Here is a 21,631-nt window from a genome sequence, read left to right as displayed (position 1 = left end):
AATATAAGTAAGATTAGATAATAACTCTAAAATAGAGTACTATTTATTTAGATAAAATCTATGATATGTATATAAAATAATATTTATTATTAATTTTAATATATGAATAAAGAATATAAAATGTATATTTTAATTAAATTAAATGTATTATTTACATAAAAAAGTAATATGTTATAAACATTTATTAAATATTACTTATTATTTAATTATATCTAAGTAATATAAAGAAAACATCTAAATACCTAAAATATTTTCTTTATATTAATATTATTAAATTTTTATTAAAAATAAAAAATATTTAATCATTTAATTAATAACTACTAACTTAGTAATTAATACATATATTAATTTTTCTAGGTATTGTTGAGTATGAGAATTGTTATTGACGTCTTATCATAAGTAATACCTTTATATTAGTAGTATTAATAACTGTATTTGACAGGTATCACTATTAGTGACATGTATTTAATAAATAGAAATAATCATTATAATATTTTATATTGTGATAATTATATTATCTCTATTTTACTATAACTTAAATATATTAGTAATATATATAGTCAGGATGCACACAGATATATTTTTATATATTTTATCTAATTACTACTATATTGTTTATAAATTTATAGGATTTTTTAAATAAAATTTCATTCTTTATTAAGATTTGGTATCTAATACTATATATGAAATATATCCTGTTTCTTTTAGAATTATTTTATGAAATATTACTCTGTAATTACTATATATTTGGTGATAACATCATAAATTAAGTACTTACTATATATATTTCATCAGTACATTATGTAATGATGTACCAAATTTTCTTAATTTTAAAATTATTATTATAAATTATTATTAGATAACTATTTATAATAATAATCTTTCAGTACTACAGTAACTGTATAACTCATAATATATTTATTATAATAAATATAAAAATTAATTAATTTATTTTTAATAAAAAATCAAAAAAATTCAATATATACTAGTAATAAATATTTTATTAATATTCAGTACTAATATAGATTGAAGGTACTATTATCTTGATTATTATTGAATAATAATAAAATATTACTTAAATATAAATCTAAGCAGATTACTATTAATAATGTGTATAATTCTATACGAATGATAGATGAGTTATTGCTTACTTTAGGATGCGAATACTAGTACTTATGTAATGATTAAAATCATTATCAATTATATTTTTACTTAGGGTATAGCATTTTAAAGTATATTTATTAGCTCATAAATTTAATTGTACTAAAATAAAAAATATTTTTAGTTATTGTTTTCTTACATAAGAGAAATTATCATAAAATATTATTTAAAGTATTTTATTAAAATATTTGTTAATTAATTAACAAGAAAATTATACTGATAGTAATATTATCAGCTTATAAATATCATTATAATATATATTTAGTAATAATACTTATTAAGTATTTAGATAGTTTATTTAGATAGATATTAATTCTAACTTTAAAATAAGTTAGCAACTAAATACTATTCTTGTTATTTAGAAGAAATATAATCTATATCTAAGTAAAGTATGTTATAGGATGGGTATGGATTAACATTTTGATATATATATTAAAATAGTTATAAAATAGCTAAAATATTCAGCAGAATATTATAAATAGTACATCAATTATTTCATTAGTAGGAGGTAGAATTGATACCTGACGCATCTCAAGGTCTTTTTTGGTTGGAATTACATCCGGATGTTATCAAGATAATTAGACGTGGTATTGAGCGTGAAACTCTTCGTGTAACTCTCCAAGGTCAATTATCTTCCTCTAAGCATCCAGAATCTTTAGGTAAATCTCTTACTCATCCTTGGATTACTACTGATTTTGCTGAGTCTTTAATGGAATTTATCACTCCTGTATATAACAATATTGATTGTATGTTATCCTTTTTAACTGATATTCATTGTTATGTTGCTCATAGATTAGAATCAGAACGTATGTGGCCAATGAGTATGCCTTGCTCAATCAAAGAAGAAGATAATATTATCTTAGCACAGTATGGTAGTTCTAATATTGGCCAATTTAAAACCTTATATCGTAAAGGCTTAAAAAATCGTTACGGTGCACTAATGCAGATGATATCTGGTGTTCATTATAATTTTTCTCTATCACTAGAATTCTGGCAAGAGTGGGCCGGTGTAGAAGATATTAAAAGTGGTAAAGAACAGATAACGGCAGGATATTTTGGTTTAATTCGCAACTATTATCGTCTTGGCTGGATTATACCATATCTATTTGGTTCTTCACCTGCAGTATGCTCTTCTTTCTTCAATTGTCATAAAACTCGTATTCCATTTAAAGTTAACCGTCATACGGCATATTTACCATATGCAACTTCATTAAGACTTAGTGACCTAGGTTACACCAATAAATCAAAAAATTATTTAGATATTACTTGGAATAATTTAACAGATTATGTTAATTACTTAACACATGCAATGAATACACCATCTACTGAGTTTACTAGGATTGGAGTAAAAGTAGGAGGCCATTATCGTCAAATTAATAATAATATACTACAAATAGAAAATGAACTTTATACATTCATTAGACCTAAATGTATTACCAAGAATAATGAATCTCAGTGTACAGCTTTGCTACGTGGCGGGGTAGAGTATATTGAAGTACGTTCATTAGATATTAATCCTTTTGCTGCTATCGGTATTAATTCAAATCAGTCTCGTTTTTTAGATCTTTTTCTTATATGGTGCCTATTGGCCGATTCCCCTAAGATGAGTAGTGATGAGCTGTTATTTACTAATAATACCTGGAATCGTATAATTCTCGAAGGGCGTAAGCCCAATCAAAAAATTAGTATCACCCGATATAATAAGAGTCAACCGTTAGCAAAAGTAGGTAAGGAGTTATTTACTGATCTGAAAGTTATTGCTACAATATTGGATTGTATTAATGATAATGATCAATATAAACAAGTTTGTAATATACTTATTGAAGTTTTTGATGATGTTTCGTTAACTTATTCTGCTCAAATATTAAAAGAAATTATGAAAAAAGGCATCTTAGAATATAGTTTAGAACTATCAGAACGTTATTTTAAAGAATTATATTCACATTCATTATCGATCACACGTATAATACAAATGAATAAAAAAGTAGAGGAGTCAATTAAACGCCAGTTTCAGATAGAGATTGATGATAAGACGTTAGGAGCTATAGATTTTGAAGAATACCTACATTTACATATGGGAGTTAAAATATAAAACATATATCATTAAAATATTTTAATAAATATTTTATGTGAATAGTTATTTATTTTAAAATATACTATTTGAGTAAAAATCTTATATAAAAGCTAGAAATTATTTTTATAGATATTTAGTAGTATATTAATACTATAAGTATTTACTATTTTTAGTATAGCATATAAGAGATCCATATAGCTAATTTTAAAAATGATATTTTATTTTATATAAAATAGTATTAATGATGTTTTGATATATTTTATTTTTATTTAACTTGATGTTATAATCAATGTTATTTATATTGGATACTTAATATCAAGTTATATTTATTTAATTTTTTATGCGTAAACAGTAATCACGCTAAAATAGTTTAATACAAAATATTTTCTAGATTTTATAAGAAAAATTGTAATATAAAATACTTACTAAATGTTTTTAATTAATTCAGGTTATCTAGTGCAAGAAACTGAGAGAAATATAATTTATTTTGTAGCAAGAAAAAATAATTTTTATATTTAAAAACATATCTATGGTTTCAACTATAATTACCTATCTAATCATGATTTAATAACTTGTGTGATATGTACCGTTGTTTTATATTGTTATTAATATCTTATATCTTCTGTTAAAAATATTTGTTAATATACATTATATTTTATAATAATTAGGAAATTTTAGTTTAAATTATACTGAGTTGTATATTCTTCAAAAGAATAAAAAAATATTATTTAGTATTAGGATGTAGATCCTAAAATTTAAGAGACATATTAGCAACTGCTGATGTAGTTATTTTATGCATTACTAATAATATTTACTAGATCAGTACAAATAAATACTTAATTAATAATCTAAAATATTTTATATATATTATAAATTTTCTCAAAAAATGTAAAAGTTAGTTTTAATAAGTATAGTTAAATTTTATTTAAAAATTTTTTTTGTAAAATCATAATGAGAGATCTAATTGATAGATCCTCTCTTATTATAAAAAACTGATTAAGTACGTTTCTTTATATTTTTAACAAATTAATATACATGTATTAATAGACAGGTGTATTTTAGTGAGTAGATTTTTACTTACAAGATAGTAATAATTATTAATTAGAATACATATAATACTATTATTAGACTAATAAAATACAGCTATGGTTTGATAAACCTTATCATTTAATAAAAGTAATAGTACTATACTATATAGTATAGTATAGTATAGTATAGTATAGTATATATCATTATATAGTATTATGTAATACATAATACTAAAGATAATACTGCACTAATTAAGTATGAATATACTATAGTTAGAAGTTAAGGAGGTAAAAACTATACTACCTTATAATATTTTATTGAGTTTAATTATTTTTTAAATAAAAGTAGTATCGTTACTACAAATTATAGTTATTAACAATAACTATACACTTGCAATTTTCTATTTACTAAAAATTTTAGAGTTAGTGTTTTCAATAAAATAATATATGATTTTTCTCACATATATTTATGTTTTGAATTATATAACCTGTTATATTTTAATAATCCAAGAATTAATATAATTACTACTTATTTTATATTGAGTGTAATAAATTAGTATTTAAAAATTTTTGTTTATTCTTTTACAATTTAATTATTTAATGTATATATAAATAATATTTTTAATTACAAATCTATAATTATTATTCAATCTAATATAGAAATTATAATTATTAGATGTATGATAAGTTTAATTGATGTAAGATTTACTGAGATTCTCAATATCTCCTTATTTTATTATTTTAAAATATATAAAATTAATATACTCATTTAAAATCGTATGAAAGATTTGAATCTTTTTTGCTAATTTATAAGATTATATAGTATGTAATTTATTTTATAAACATAGTGACTAAGAATTAATGTAATTATATAGATAATTATGTAGAGTTTTTAAAAAAACCAAAGATCTTTTTTAATAAATTTTACATATCAATCACTATAATTTCTATATATAATACTAACATAATTTATTCTAAGTAATAATTTAAATTATCTATTGAATTTATTTTTTATAATAAGTAAGATAATAAATTATCTAGTCTTATAACAAAATTAGTTCCTTGCCTCATAATTTGCTACTAATTATATTTTAGAGGCTTTATAATCCATAAGGAGCAAAACGCTATGCGTCATTACGAAGTGGTTTTTATGGTTAATCCTGATCATAGCAGCACACAAATTTTAAGTATGATTGAACATTATAGTGCAATCATTACTAATGCTGCCGGCCATATTCATCGTCTAGAAGATTGGGGTCGTCGTCAGTTAGCTTACCCTATTAAAAAATTACATAAAGCTCATTATATTTTACTGAATATTGAAGCTCCACAAGAAGCAATAAATAAGCTAGTAATTAATTTACGTTTTAACGATGCTATACTCCGTAGTATCGTTATGCGTGTGAAATGCGCAATAAATGAAGTCTCACCTATGTTAACACTTAAAGATGAACGCCGTAGTGATCGACGCCGTGAAGATTTCGTAAATGAAACAGCAGAGGCAGAGTATCCTTAGGAATTAATATAAATTTCTAATATTCTAGTTTTACTTATACATTTCGTAAGGTTGTATTTAAAATAATTATTTTTAGGAGCCTAAAATACTTTTACTATGTTTATTTGTAAATAAACATAGTAAAGGCAAATATAGTATATATACTACATGATATTTTATTATTGTTAATAAATTAAAATTATTTATAACACTGCTTATAAAATTAATAATCAACAGTATGCTAAACTTTGTTTGTTTTATTAATTTAGATTGTATTGAATAGATTATGAGGTTATCTATATGGCACGTTATTTTCGTCGTCGCAAGTTCTGTCGTTTTACTACGGAAGGTATTCAAGAGATAGATTATAAAGATATTGCTATGTTAAAAAATTATATTACAGAAAGTGGCAAAATTGTACCAAAACGTATTACTGGTACCCGAGCAAAATATCAGCGTCAGCTCTCTCATGCTATCAAGAAAGCACGTTATCTTGCTTTATTACCATATATTGATAATCATCAATAAGTGTTTCATATTTATGAATGACCTTAAGAGGATTAAGGGATGCAAGTTATTCTGCTTGATAAAATATCAAATTTAGGTAATTTAGGCGACACAGTTCAGGTAAAATCTGGTTATGCACGCAATTTCTTATTACCACAAGGTAAGGCTGTTCCTGCAACTAAAAAAAATATTGAGTTATTCGAAGAACGACGTTCTAAATTTGAACAAAAAATAGCAGATCTTTTAGTATCTGCACAAACTCGTGCTGATATGATTAATAAATTGAATACTATAACAATCCACTCCAAAGCTGGAGATGGGGGTAAATTATTTGGTTCAATAGGTGCTCGTGATATTGTTAATGCAGTTATTGCAGCAGGTGTTCAGGTATCTAAAAATGAAGTTCGCCTATTAAATGGTGTTCTGCGTTATATTGGTAATTATGAAGTGCATTTTAAGATATATAATAATATATTTGCAAAGTTAAGTATTAATATAGTTTCAGAATAAAAGTTTATTCATTATTTACTATATGACTAAATAATATCATTATAAATTACTTTAGTAATAAAGTTTTTTTATATATGGTTAGTTAACTGAATCATAAATATTCAAAATTTATAAATAAAAAATAGAAGCATAAAAGATATTGTTTGTATAAAAAGTATTTCTCTATTTATTTATAAAGTATAAAAATTAAAATATTTAATAAATAATATATAAATTTGACAATATTGATTTTAACATTAGTGCTATAATATAGAATATTATCTCTGCATTACATTAATATATTAAAATAAGATATAATTTTACGTATTAAAATAAAAGAAACAGTGATTATATAAAATAATATTACAACAAATTAATTATATTAAATTATTTATTAATTAAGAACTTATTTAAAATAATAGATTTATTCTCATAACTACTATATGAATGTGTCATAGTATTCATATATTCAATGACACCCTACTAACCTTTAATATAATTAAATTATATAATTGTTAATTATTTAAACTGTATAGTATCAATAAGTTCCAATCTAAATAATACAATAAGAATCCTTTTGGTATATAATATATTTATATAATATATCACTACTTAATTATGAGGATCCTTTTACTATTAATAGGTTTAATTATAAGAAAAAAAATTATATTATATTTTGAATATATAATATTTATTATAGATAAATATAGTCTAATATTAATACATTAGAGGTATTATCTTATTTATATTGACTGTTGTATAAAGACTACTAATAATATTAATTACATAATAGTTAAATTTTTTTTTACTTCCAGGATAATTATGAGTAATAATACCGCGGATATACGTCAAACATTTCTTGATTTTTTTTACAGTAAAGGGCATCTGATATTAGAAGGTAGTGCTCTGGTTCCTCATGATGACTCAACGTTATTATTTACTAACGCAGGCATGAATCAATTCAAGAATGTTTTTTTAGGTATAGATACATCAAGTCACAGCCGTATAGCAACATGTCAACATTGTGTACGTGCAGGCGGTAAACATAATGACTTGGAAAATGTTGGTTATACTGAGCGTCATCATACTTTTTTTGAAATGCTGGGTAATTTTAGTTTTGGAGAATACTTTAAATATGATGCAATTCAATTTGCATGGGAATTATTAACCGATAAAAAATGGTTTAATATAACCAAAGAAAACTTATGGGTAACTGTTTACAACACTGATGAAGAGACCTTTAATATCTGGTCTCATAAGATAGGTATCCCACAAGAACGAATTATTCGTATTGGCGATAATAAAGGTGAGCCTTTTGCTTCAGATAATTTCTGGCAGATGGGTGATACCGGACCTTGCGGTCCATGCACGGAAATTTTTTACGATTACGGTGATCATATTAAGGGTGGACCCCCAGGAAGTTTAGAAGAAAATGGCAATCGTTATATTGAGATTTGGAATATTGTTTTTATGCAGTTTAACCGCCAATCAAATGGCACAATGCTTCCATTATTTAAACCATCAGTTGATACTGGTATGGGATTAGAGCGTATCGCATCTGTATTGCAGTATGTTAATTCAAACTATGAAATTGATATATTTCGCATGTTAATTGCTGAAACGGCAAGAATTATAAATTATAATAATGCATCTATTCTTGCCAGTCAATCTTTAAGGGTTATAGCTGATCATATTCGTTCTTGTACATTTTTAATTTCTGAAGGTGTATTACCTTCTAATGAAGGTCGTGGTTATGTTTTACGTCGTATTATTCGTCGTGCAGTGCGTCACGGTAACATGATAGGAGTAAAGGAGACTTTTTTTTACAAGCTAGTTATGCCACTTATAGAAATTATGGGTGCTACTGCGAACGTGTTAAAGCCTAAACAATTAATGATTGAAAAGATTTTAAAAACTGAGGAAGAACAATTTTCACGTACTCTAAAGCATGGTCTAGCATTGTTAGATAAGGAACTACCAAAACTTGTTGGCAATACATTACATAGTGAAATAGCTTTCCGTTTGCATGATACCTATGGTTTTCCTATTGACTTAATTACTGAAGTTTGCCTTGACTATAATATCAAACTAGATAACATAGGGTTTGAGATATTAATGGAAAAACAGCGTTGTCGTGCGCGTGAATTTAGTAGTTTTAGAACCGATTCCAGTACTAATATCTGCGTTAATGATATATCGAAGTTTTCTGGTTACGATCAACAACAACAATATTCCAGTATTATTGCGCTTATCATTAATGGACGAGCAGTTTCAGTGTTAAATGCTGGTGAAAACGGAATAGTTATTTTAAACGAGACTCCATTCTATGCAGAATCTGGTGGTCAGGTGGGTGATCAAGGTGAGTTGACTGCATTAGGGGTAAGTTTTTTAGTGCATGATACTCAGAAATATGGTTTAGCAATTAGCCATCATGGTATAGTTAAGCATGGTAAACTAAAAGTTGGTGATAATGTTTTAGCAACTATTAATGCAGCCCGTCGTCTATGTATCTGCTTAAATCATTCGGCTACACACTTGTTACATGCAGCACTACTTCAAGTAATAGGTAATCATATTTCCCAGAAGGGTTCCTTAGTTAGTGATCAAAACTTGCGTTTTGATATTTCTCATTTTACGCCCATTCAGTCTCAGCATATTTATCAAATTGAAAGTATGGTGAACGCAAAGATTCGTCTTAATTTACCTATTAAAACAAATGTCATGGATGTTAAAACAGCAAAAACTAAAGGATTAATTTCGTTGTCTAATCAACGATATAATCAGAATGTGCGTGTATTGAGTATAGGGGAATTCTCTACTGAGCTTTGTTGTGGTACTCATGCACGGCAGACAGGTGATATTGGTTTATTTCGCATAGTGTCTGAAACTGGTATTGCAGCTGGTGTACGTCGTATTGAAGCTGTGACCGGAGAATATGCTATTTCAATGATGCATAAAAATATTCAAGATCTACATAAGATAGCTTCTTTAGTAAAGAGCGATATATATGGAGTAGTTGATAAAATTAATACAGTAATTAATAAAAATAATAAGATGACAAAAGAATTACAATATTATAAAAATCAACAAGCGATGTATGAAAGTATTTCAATGCTTAATAGAGCTATTGATATTAAGGGTATTAAATTATTAGTTAAATATTTAAATCATTCTGAAATAAAAACCATGCGTACTATAATCAATGAATTAAAATACCAACTTGGTTCTAGCGTTGTATTTTTAGCAACTACTTCTGAAGGTAAAATTAGTTTAATAGCAGGTGTCACTAAAGACTTAGTAAATAAAGTTAGAGCTGATGATCTAGTAAATATGGTTGCTTATCAGATAAGTGGTAGGGGTGGTGGACACTCCGAACTAGCTATGGGTGGTGGTAGTGATATTCATAAATTATCACAGGCTATGGATAGTATCAAAAATTGGATTATTAATAAACTATGATTATATATATAATAATATATTTTATATATATTTATTTTTTATATAAAATAATTAAATTAAAAAATGAATTGAATGCTAAGTTAGCAAAAACTTAGTATGTTTTTGTATATATTACAATGTTTGGTATAAATGTAAATAAAATAATTATTTAATTAAATTTCAAGAATATTTAATACTTTCAATGTAAAATAAATTAATCTAATATTATTTTCCTGACTATTAGATTATTAAATCTACTTATGTTTATAAGTAAGTAAATTTTATATTTATACCAAATATTATTTATTTCAACATCATAAATACTTTATCTATTTAAGTACAAAATAAATATCATAATACCAATTACATTTTTTATGTATATTCCATGGTTTTAGTACTACCTTTAATTTAATATTCTATAAGCGTATTCAGGAGTATATCTTATAATGACTAAGATATATCTAAATAATAATAGACCTTTTATCATAGGGTTTACCAAAATAATCTTAAATTATAAATATGGCATATTATTAAGTAGAATTGACTAATGATGATATATTATAGTTAACTTTTAATTTTCTTTTATATTATGAAATAATAGGAGATTATATTTATATAATAATATTATATAAATATAAGTAAATAAAAATATTAACTATAATTAAGTATTTTTAAGGAGTACAAAATGCTAATTTTGACTCGTAGAGTGGGTGAGTCTATCATTTTAGGTAATGCTATAACAGTGACTGTATTGGAAGTTAAAGGGAGTCAAGTACGTATAGGTATTAATGCACCAAAAGATCTTTCTGTTCATCGTGAAGAAACTTATCAGCGTATTCAGGTTAAAAAGTCTTAAAAGAGGGTGTACGTATATTTAAAATATCTTTTCTCTTATAGCTCTTATATTTATGTGTAAGTTATAAGTATTGTTTATTTTATTTTATTAGTGTATTTTCTTATTTAAATATTTTATATTTTTTTATTGTCTATTTATTATATGACCATATAATACAATATTAGTTATTTAACAAATATTATATTATATAAGACTCATTATTAAATTTTATATACTCATTTATTAGTATTATTATTTAATAAAATTCTAGGAAATATAACGTAGTTAAGAATTGTTTATATAAAAATATAAATTAATAAAAATATAGTTTAATACAAGTTTATTATATTTATATTTATTAATATCTTAATATTTAGTGTAAAAGTTTTTAATTATTATTTGAGTTAATAATAATTTATATATTAAAGATAAATCAAACGATATTTAGATCTTCCTATTTTATTATGTATATTTACTAAATAAAAATTTTTATATTGTAAGTTGTATAGAAAAAACAAGAAAAAGTAATTATATATTGATATATGAAGGAATAAAGATCTTCATTTAAGGCTAATTTATTGTATTTAGCTAGTATAATTTTTATAGTTGTATAAAAAATTATTATTATGAAATATGATAAAAATCATAAAAAATTTTTAATTTGTAAAATAAATACAAAACTTATTTTTACAAATTAATAGTAATATTTTCATGCTTAGATAAAATAATATTTATGTTTCTTAATTTATATTTTAAATAACATATCTTAATTAAGATAGTTTAGTTTAAGATAATTACTATCAAAATTAAAAAATCTTATTTATAGGTACCAATATCTTAAATATTATTAAGTTAGTTAAATGGTATTGGTGCTTTTTCCCTATCCTTGCTAATTTTAGTGGTTTATTCCCTTTATAATTATATTTATTCTAGTATATTCTATTTCTTTTTTATGCTATCGAGTACTATCTCGATTACGCTTATTAGGTAGTGACATTTCAGGAAATATCACTAATACGGTTAAATAACATTTTAATAAAATAGGGGTATTATTACCTTGTTGTACTTCTTAGTAACTTACCTACTATTATTGATTGATGTTATTAATATAACAAATAATTTTATGACATTTTAAGAAAATCAAATGTAAATAATACCATTATTATAGTAAGTGTTATTAATTTTTCTATTCATATTTATAGCTTATATTATTTTTTAGTAAAAACTTAATCATTAAGGTAGTCGAGCTTTTTAGTATTGACTTTTATTGCAAATTTAGTGATGATTTCTTTATTATTGATACCTTATTGAAATGTTAATATTTTTGAATAAAATAGTATAAGTAGTAGTTTTATATTTTAGAATGATATTATTTTAGTGAATATATGATTAGGTATGATTATAATGGTATTTTTCTTTAATTTTTTTATCCTATCATTTCTTCTTTTATAAAATCAAAAAGAGAAGACTACGAACCTGCATTTATTATACAATTTATTTAAGAATATTAGCTTAAAGATTATTTATTGAACTATTATGTTAATTGTTACTGTTGTAATATTTTTTGCTTATAGTTGCTTATTTACTTTATCTCCAGATATGGTAGATGATATAAAGAAGCAAAATATTTCTAGATATTTCTTATATATCTAATTATTTTATTATATAATCGGTAGCAAGTTACTTTATCAAAACTATATTAGAATATGGAGTTTCATTTATTGCTCTAATTGCTATTTTTAAATATTTTTTATCCACTATTTTAGGATATTAGAATGTATCAATTATCTAATTATTAAATTTATTTATAAAAAAGATAAGAGATGTTGAACTAATAAGTTACACCCAAATAAGTATGTTTATTATTATAAGTTCTACAGAGGTAGAAATTCATCTAAATCCAAATATTATGAACTTAATTTAAGCTATAAGTGCCCCACCTATTATAACTTTTTTGTTATGTTTATTACCTATGTATGCAAGTTGTGTGGTTCCTGTATTAGCACAATATAAAGATCAACTAGAAAATTACTTTGTTACTATTGTTAGTTTTCTAACCATTAGAAATATTTTGTATAAATTAATTGAAGTTAATTAATTGATACTTGATTATATATTTATTTTTTTTAAGTTGAGAATAACTTTTCTTCTTGCAAATAAGAATTTAAAAGTTTTTTAATATAATTATTTATAGCTACTTACTTAATATATAAGTAATAATATTATATTATGGTAAATTATTAATTTAATACTTTAAAAATATAATATATCTTATATTAAGAATCCTGATATAAAGTATTTATTAATCTTGTAATTTTAAATAATATTATATTTATTAGTTAATAATAATATACTTAATTATTAATGTTTGTATATTATTATCTTTATATATAAGAGTATAATACTAAATTATATTAAAGAAATATATTTTTATAATATAATTTATGAGTATTTATCAGTACACTTTAAAGTAGTATTAATTATATAATAGAAAAAGAAACTTAAAAATACTTTATTGGTTAATCTAGAATATATCCATCAGTTAATGATGATCAATTATAGTATTCATTAATCGTATATACATCCTATTAATATAGGATATTACTCTATTGATTATCTGCAAAATAATTAGTAAAATTTATATTTTATATTGTATTAGTTGTATTTCTATCATAGATAATTTATCTATGAGATATTATATCATATTTTGGTATTATACTATAATTTAATCAGTGTTATTCTTATGTAAGAAGAATAACAAATTTTTAACGTGTATTTCTGTTTATTTAAATTTATTGAAATGTTATTTTTTTAATTTCTATATTATATACATTGAGATGTAAATATAGTTTTACATTATTAGTACTTATCAGAATTTTGACCAAAAAATAGTATATTACTAGTATTGATTTATATGTAATATAGAATATAAAATATATTGGTTTATTTTTATTAAATATATATAAAAATATATATTTACCTTAAATGTAATTTTTAAATTTTATAGGTAATTTTGATTATAGCAATAATTAATTCATTACTTATATAGTTATTAAGATTAATAATAATCAGAGGATTGAAGAAACCATTATATATTGTGTAATATTATATATTTTATAAATTATCAATAAAGATTAATTTATAGTAAAAATACTTGCGTTATTATATCGCTGATACAAAAATCAATATTTTATTTCATTGTTATAAAGATATTTATAAAAAAGATTACAATCTTCTTTTAAGAATTATTACTTATACTATAATGTAAATTACTAGTGCATACATTATAGATTCTAGTATAGAAAATAGATAAAATATTATAAAAATAATATTTTATCTAAATTACCTGATATTTTATATTTTTAGTTTATTAAATATTATTTTTAGTCTTTATATTTATATATAATCAAGAGGTAATAAATAATTTTAATAAGATACTATAATTTTGCATATCTAAGAATATTTTATTACAGTATGGTGTACTATATAACATTAACTTTGATATCTGTTAGTGATCTTTTATTATAGTATAACTTGTATAGGTATATTTATTTACTTGTATTTTTTATTATTAATATTGCTTTTAAAATATAATTATCTAATCATTATTTATAAAAGATGAGCAGTGCTTATATGTATGAAACGAAAATTATAAATAGTATATTTTATATTAACCGATTATATATTTTAATAACTATATAAAAATTTATTTTAATAAGATAAATATATTTTAGGAATAATGTGTATTAATATTACTACCTTTAAATAATTGATTCAATACTTATATTAAAGTATTCAGGCCAATCATAATTATTAATTTATAGAGATAACTACAAGTATATTTAGCAACGTAGTCTTAATGAAAGACATAATTATTATTTTATATCTATGTTATATTTGATACATTTAATACACAAATCTATGCTAATATTTTATATATTAATTTATTTGATTTTATTAAATTAAAACGAAATTATTATAACATTTGTAATTTTTTTGTTTATATAAATAATATAAATAGTTCATTGTATACGTGATAATTAGACTTATCTAATTTTTATCGGTGCACAACACAAATAAAAACAGATAATAAGATCTTTAAAAGTAGTTTTGGATTTTACAGTTAGTTTGTTGTATTAATTTTCAGAAAAAAATTATATCTAACTTCTTAGATAAGATGTAGAATAATTAAATAACATTAGAGTCATTGTAATACAATGACCTTAAAGTTTAGTTGTTATAGTATTATCATTCACATATCTTATAGCTATTACAAATACTACTAGTTTATTACTTTTAGTAAATTTTTAAATGAAAGATAAGTAATTATATAATTTTATTATATTGGTATTCAGTACTTCTATTGATTACCTTAGTTATATATTAAGAATATTATGCAACATAAATAACATAAAATGTATGGTTACTATTTTATAGTATTAATAAACTAATGTCTTTTATTCTATTAAAGGAATTAAAAATATTTTATTATTATTGCAGTTCTATCGTTGCTGCATATGTATATAACTATAGTTAAATAATATTTAAAAAAATTTTCTTAACCTAATGTATACATTTATTATATTAATAATACGTATTAGTATACAATATTCTTAATATTAAGCAACTCTCTTTAAGAGAAATAAGTAAATTATTATAAATATTTTTTTATAATAAGACTTAAGAATTAATCATAATTATATCCTTATATAGGATACCTAAATATATTAAATGATGTAATCAATATTTTTTTTATTAAAACTTTATAGAAGATAGTTAGTGAATCCTATATTTTTAATATTTTCTTTTAAATAAACATTATGTATATATTTTATATTATTTTTGTTTAAAATATTTTTAAATATTTGAAATAATCAAAGTAAATACTCATAAGAAGTATTTTTTTTCATTAAATAAAGGCATCATAAAATCATAAGTTATAAAATTATTTATTAAAACATTACATATAGTACAATATAAAAATATTTTTTTAAAAAAGTGTGTGTAGTTCAGAGATGTTTTACAAGAATTGAAATTTTAGTTATAACGTTAGATATCTCTCGATATCAATTATTTGTAGATCACATAAGGTTTAAAAAGGTATCTCTATATAATAATATAGAATAGTTGTTTTTATTTAAAATAATTTTTATTAATTTTTCTTTACTTTAATCAAGTAATAAAGTTTTAAATAATAATTTTTTTACTTAAAACATATTATAAATCTTAAAGATATATTAACTTACTATGTAAGTATGAATGATATAGAAGCAATTTTTTATATGTTTACATTATAAGGGTTATTGGATAACTGAGTTTTAATAGGTTATTAATATACTTAAGAATATCATATAATACTATATGCTTAAGTGACTGTTATTTGATTACACTTATAATATTGCCTCCCTTCTAAAATATTCCTAGCACTATTGGTGCTAGTATTATACTAAAAAAAATTCAAGAATACTTTTTATCACTTTACTTAAATCGTACATATAAAATATAAGCAAAATAGGATGGTATCTTTTTGCTAAATACTAGTATTTTAGGATGGATTATTCATCATCTAGGAAATAATGACTTAGTCATTAGTGACCTTAATGGTTTATTTAGGATAATATCCTATTACAACTAAAATATTAAAATTATTAGTTAAATAGTTATTAATAAAATTACTTAAAAGTATATAAGAATGAAAACTATTTCTATATCAATTTCTTCTAGAAATATACTTTAGCGTCATAATACTAAGTTACTAGATATTATTTAAGTTTTTAAATATTTTAAAATATACAAATAATATACTACATATATTTAATTTGAAATAAGATGTAAATATAACTCCTCTTAAGAAAAATAAATAACCAAACTAATTTAATTAAATATTTAAAATATACCTGAATTTCTAATAAAGCTTGGATACACTAAGATATGATTTAAAAAAAATATTAAATAAATAAGGAATAAACTATGTTAGAACTTTTAGATAACGATGTGGACCCAATCGAAACCAGTGACTGGGAACAGGCTATTAAATCTGTTATACGTCAAGAAGGTATAGAGCGAGCTTATTTTTTGATTAAAAAAGTATTAAATATAACTCATACAAAAGGTATCCATTGTCTTCCTAAAATGGTAAACAGCAATTATATAAATACCATTCCAGTAGAAGATGAACCTATATACCCAGGTAATTTATATATAGAAGATCGTATCTGTTCAGCTATTCGTTGGAACGCAGTAATTACCGTTTTACGTGCATCTAAAAAGAATTTAGAACTAGGTGGTCATATAGCTTCTTTCCAATCTTCCGCTACTTTATATGAAGTCTGTTTTAATCATTTTTTTAGAGCGCGTAATCATAAAGATAGTGGTGATCTAGTATACTTCCAAGGCCATATTTCTCCTGGTATTTATGCGCGTGCTTTTCTTGAAGGTCGATTAACTGAGGAACAAATGAATAATTTTCGTCAAGAAGTACATGGTAAGGGGTTATCTTCTTATCCTCACCCTAAATTAATGCCTAATTTCTGGCAATTTCCAACTGTATCTATGGGATTAGGGCCAATTAATGCAATCTATCAAGCTAAGTTTCTTAAGTATTTAGAGCATCGTGGTTTAAAAAATACTTCTAAACAAAATGTTTACGCTTTCTTAGGAGATGGTGAAATGGATGAACCAGAATCTAAAGGTGCTATTACTATAGCTACTCGAGAAAAACTAAATAACCTTTGCTTTATTATTAATTGTAATTTGCAGCGTTTAGATGGACCGGTAAACGGTAATGGTAAAATAATTAATGAATTAGAAGGTATTTTTACAGGAGCTGGTTGGAATGTTATCAAAGTTATATGGGGAGGAGGTTGGGATGAGTTACTACGCAAAGATATTAATGGTAAACTAATTCAGCTTATGAATGAAACTACTGATGGAGATTATCAGACTTTTAAGTCTAAAAATGGTGCTTATATTCGTGCAAATTTCTTCGGTCGTTATCCTGAAACTTTAAATCTAGTAAAGGACATGAGCGATGAAGAAATATGGTCATTAAATCGTGGTGGTCATGATCCTCAAAAAATATATGCAGCATTAAAACAAGCACGAGACAATAAAGAACAAGCAACTGTTATTCTAGCCCATACTATAAAAGGTTATGGTATGGGATGCCTTGCAGAAGGTAAGAATATTGCTCACCAAATTAAAACAATGAATATGGATAACTTACGGCAGTTCCGTGATAACTTTAATATACCAATAGCTGATTCTAAAATAGAAACACTACCATATATTACATTTAGTAAATATTCAGAAGAATATAGGTATCTGCATAATTGTCGTCAGTCTCTTCAAGGATATTTACCAACTCGTTTAAATAATTTAACTAAAAATCTCACAATACCTGCACTATTAGATTTTAGTTCTTTATTACAAGAGCAAACTAAAAAAATATCTACCACTACTGCATTTGTTCGTATATTAAAAATAATGTTAAATAATGTTTTTCTTAAAGATCGTCTGGTTCCAATTATAGCAGATGAAGCACGTACTTTTGGTATGGAAGGTTTATTTCGTCAGATAGGTATATATAACCCCCATGGACAACAGTATATACCTCAAGATAAAGAGCAAATATCTTATTATAAAGAAGATAAAAAAGGTCAGATTTTACAGGAAGGAATAAGTGAATTAGGAGCAGCATCTTCTTGGTTAGCGGTTGCAACTTCTTATAGTAATCATAATTTTCCAATGATTCCGTTCTATATTTATTATTCTATGTTTGGTTTTCAACGCATAGGGGACCTATGTTGGGCTGCCAGTGATCAACAGGCTCGGGGATTTCTTATAGGTGGTACTTCAGGTCGTACCACATTAAATGGTGAAGGTTTACAACATGCAGATGGTCATAGTCATATTCAGGCTCTAACTATTCCTAACTGTGTATCTTATGATCCAGCATATACTTATGAACTTGCGGTTATTATACATAATGGTTTAGTACGCATGTATGGTAAAGATCAGGAAAATATTTACTATTATATAACGACAATGAATGAAAATTATTACATGCCAGCTATGCCTTATGGTGTAGAAGAGGGTATTTGCAAGGGTATTTATAAATTAGAAACACTTCCAGGTATTAAGGGTAAGGTACAGTTATTAGGATCAGGAGCTATCTTACGTCAAGTTCGTAAAGCAGCTAAAATTCTGAATGAAGAATACCATATAGGTTCTGATATATATAGTGTTACTTCTTTTACTGAGTTAGCTCGTGATGGTCAAGATTGTGAGCGCTGGAACATACTACATCCAACTAAAACTCCACGTATACCATATATCACTCAGATAATGAATAATGCTCCAGCAGTTGCTTCTACTGACTATATAAAATTATTTGCAGAACAAGTATGTAATTATATTCCAGCTAAATATTATCTGGTTCTTGGTACTGATGGTTTTGGTCGTTCAGACAGCCGAGAAAATCTTCGTAATTACTTTGAAGTTGATGCGTCTTATGTTGTGGTTACTGTATTAGGTGTGTTAGTTAAATGTGGTGAAATAAAACCCTCTATCGTAATTGATGCAATAAAAAAATTTAATATTAATCCAGATAAAATTAATCCACGTTTATCATAAGAGGTACAAAAATGATTATTAAAATTTATGTACCGGATGTTGGTATTCAAGAATCTGAAATTAACGCAATTATGGTTAAAATAGGAGACACAGTAAAAGTAGAGCAATCTTTGATAAATATAAAAAGAGATAATGTCTATATAGAGATTCCATCCCCATTAGATGGTATTATAAAAGACATTAAAGTTTCTGTTGGTGAACAAGTAAAAACCGGTCAATTAATCATGACTATTCAATCTAAGAGTTTGACATCTACTATTATAAAAGATATTAGTATACCAGATATAGGTTCTGATGAATTAGAAGTTACAGAAGTTATGGTAAAAGTAGGTGATAATATTCAAGTAGAACAATCTCTCATTACTATAGAAGGTAATAAAGTTTCAATGGAAGTTCCAGCTCCTTTTGCTGGTTTAGTTAAAGAAATTAAGATTAATGTAGGTGATCAAGTTCGAACAGGTTCTTTAATAATGACTGTTGAAACTACTTATGTTAAGCCTGTACATGTTACTACATCTAACACTCCTCTAGCAAGGAAAACAATGCAAAATATTGAATATTTCGATATAAATAGCACAGAAATAATGAATGATATTATGGTTAAAATGAGTGATAATCTTAAAGATCAACAATCAGTAATGAATACAAAAATAGAAAAATTAAAAACTAGTTCGTTTATTCAGAACTCTAAAAAAGAAAAAGTGACATCAGCTAATGAGTTCAATATCAAAGAAAAACAGCAAGATGCTCTTATTTTAGATAAAAATATTACATTTCAAAAAGAATGTACTAATTATAATACATATGTTCATGCAACACCTATGATTCGTCGTATGGCTCGTAAATTTGGTATCAATTTAATGCAGGTAAGGGGTTCTGGACGTAAAGGTCGTATCCTACGTGAAGATATTCAGCGTTATATTCAATATATTATTAAAAATATGACATCTATTCCGAGAGTATCTGATAGTAGTGATTTATCCAGTATATGGTCCTGGCCAAAAGTTGATTATAGTAAATTTGGAGCAACAGAAGAAGTCACATTAAGTCGTATTCAAAAAATATCTGGTTCTAATTTAAGTCGTAACTGGATGATGATACCCCATATTACTCAGTTTGAAATAGCGGATATTACTGATGTAGAAACTTTTCGTGTACAAGAGAATAATAAAACTGAGCTAAAAAAACAGGATATTAAAATAACTATTTTAGTATTTCTAATAAAAGCTGTTGCTAAAGCTTTGAAAGAGTTTCCATATATCAATAGCTGTCTATCTGATAATAACCAAAAATTAATTATTAAGAAATATATTAATATCGGTATAGCAGTTGATACACCAGGTGGTTTAGTAGTTCCCGTTTTATATGAAGTAGATAAAAAGGGTTTAGTTGATCTATCTAGAGAGTTAATCTTAATTACCAAGAAAGCACGTGATGGTAAACTTACTATATCTGATATACAGGGAGGTTGTTTTACTATCTCTAATTTAGGAGGTATAGGTGGTATCGCGTTTACACCCATTATTAATGCTCCAGAAGTAGCTATTTTAGGTATATCGAAATCATCTATGCAACCAATTTGGAATGGTAAAGATTTTATTCCGCGTTTAATATTACCTCTATCTTTTTCCTTTGATCACCGCGTGATAGACGGTGCTACCGGTGCTCGTTTTGTTGCGTATATTGCAACTATTATGTCTGATATTCGCTATTTAATTATGTAATTAGAATTACATAATTAAAAATTATTTTTAAAAAATATCTTGAATATAATAGATAAAATTATGAAATATAGAATCTTACGAGCTTTATCTTTCAATTAATAAATATAGGATAGTAAATATTTTCTAAACTATATTTAGTAAATAAGATTGCCTGATAATTCTACTCTGTAATTAATTATATCTTATTATTTATAGAGAAAGTTATTATTAAAGTATAAATTTATAAAATAAATAAATAGCTTTGAT

Annotated in this window: 8 protein-coding genes; all 8 read left to right on the top strand. The window is 24.1% G+C overall.

The features are described from left to right. Positions 1 to 1,675 precede the first annotated feature (1,675 nt). The 8 genes from gshA (at position 1,676) to K0T98_RS02625 (ending at position 21,385) form a co-directional block, all read left to right on the top strand. Positions 1,676 to 3,253: a glutamate--cysteine ligase gene (gene gshA, locus K0T98_RS02660; RefSeq protein WP_225639310.1), complete on the top strand. Its 1,578-nt coding sequence runs from the start codon at positions 1,676 to 1,678 to the stop codon at positions 3,251 to 3,253. A 2,136-nt stretch (positions 3,254 to 5,389) separates the two neighbouring features. Further along, the gene (gene rpsF, locus K0T98_RS02655; RefSeq protein WP_225639309.1) at positions 5,390 to 5,779 is read left to right on the top strand and encodes a 30S ribosomal protein S6; all 390 of its coding nucleotides are present in this window, start codon (positions 5,390 to 5,392) and stop codon (positions 5,777 to 5,779) included. A 279-nt stretch (positions 5,780 to 6,058) separates the two neighbouring features. Continuing rightward, positions 6,059 to 6,286: a 30S ribosomal protein S18 gene (gene rpsR / locus K0T98_RS02650; RefSeq protein WP_225639308.1), complete on the top strand. Its 228-nt coding sequence runs from the start codon at positions 6,059 to 6,061 to the stop codon at positions 6,284 to 6,286. A gap of 39 nt (positions 6,287 to 6,325) precedes the next feature. Further along, entirely contained in the window at positions 6,326 to 6,775 is a 450-nt protein-coding gene (rplI, locus tag K0T98_RS02645) for a 50S ribosomal protein L9 (RefSeq protein ID WP_225639307.1), read from the top strand. An 801-nt stretch (positions 6,776 to 7,576) separates the two neighbouring features. Further along, on the top strand, positions 7,577 to 10,213 hold the full coding sequence (gene alaS / locus K0T98_RS02640; protein WP_225639306.1) for an alanine--tRNA ligase: 2,637 nt from the start codon (positions 7,577 to 7,579) through the stop codon (positions 10,211 to 10,213). Positions 10,214 to 10,877: 664 nt separating this feature from the next. Further along, the gene (csrA, locus tag K0T98_RS02635; protein WP_225639305.1) at positions 10,878 to 11,048 is read left to right on the top strand and encodes a carbon storage regulator CsrA; all 171 of its coding nucleotides are present in this window, start codon (positions 10,878 to 10,880) and stop codon (positions 11,046 to 11,048) included. A gap of 5,949 nt (positions 11,049 to 16,997) precedes the next feature. Beyond that, positions 16,998 to 19,661 (top strand): pyruvate dehydrogenase (acetyl-transferring), homodimeric type, encoded by a 2,664-nt coding sequence (aceE, locus tag K0T98_RS02630; protein WP_225639304.1) that lies wholly within the window; start codon positions 16,998 to 17,000, stop codon positions 19,659 to 19,661. A gap of 11 nt (positions 19,662 to 19,672) precedes the next feature. Beyond that, the gene (locus tag K0T98_RS02625; protein WP_225639303.1) at positions 19,673 to 21,385 is read left to right on the top strand and encodes a 2-oxo acid dehydrogenase subunit E2; all 1,713 of its coding nucleotides are present in this window, start codon (positions 19,673 to 19,675) and stop codon (positions 21,383 to 21,385) included. Positions 21,386 to 21,631 lie beyond the last annotated feature (246 nt).

The sequence above is a fragment of the Candidatus Profftia sp. (ex Adelges kitamiensis) genome (assembly GCF_020342455.1).
In the GTDB taxonomy this organism is placed as follows: Bacteria; Pseudomonadota; Gammaproteobacteria; order Enterobacterales; family Enterobacteriaceae; genus Profftia.
The sequence above is the reverse complement of the archived record's forward strand: the minus strand, read 5'-3'. Positions and strand labels throughout refer to the sequence as shown.

Excerpts from the sequence above, each read along its gene's own strand:
- csrA (WP_225639305.1), top strand. The coding sequence starts at position 10,878 with ATGCTAATTTTGACTCGTAGAGTGGGTGAGTCTATCATTTTAGGTAAT.
- aceE (WP_225639304.1), top strand. The coding sequence starts at position 16,998 with ATGTTAGAACTTTTAGATAACGATGTGGACCCAATCGAAACCAGTGAC.
- K0T98_RS02625 (WP_225639303.1), top strand. The coding sequence starts at position 19,673 with ATGATTATTAAAATTTATGTACCGGATGTTGGTATTCAAGAATCTGAA.
- alaS (WP_225639306.1), top strand. The coding sequence starts at position 7,577 with ATGAGTAATAATACCGCGGATATACGTCAAACATTTCTTGATTTTTTT.
- rpsF (WP_225639309.1), top strand. The coding sequence starts at position 5,390 with ATGCGTCATTACGAAGTGGTTTTTATGGTTAATCCTGATCATAGCAGC.
- rpsR (WP_225639308.1), top strand. The coding sequence starts at position 6,059 with ATGGCACGTTATTTTCGTCGTCGCAAGTTCTGTCGTTTTACTACGGAA.
- rplI (WP_225639307.1), top strand. The coding sequence starts at position 6,326 with ATGCAAGTTATTCTGCTTGATAAAATATCAAATTTAGGTAATTTAGGC.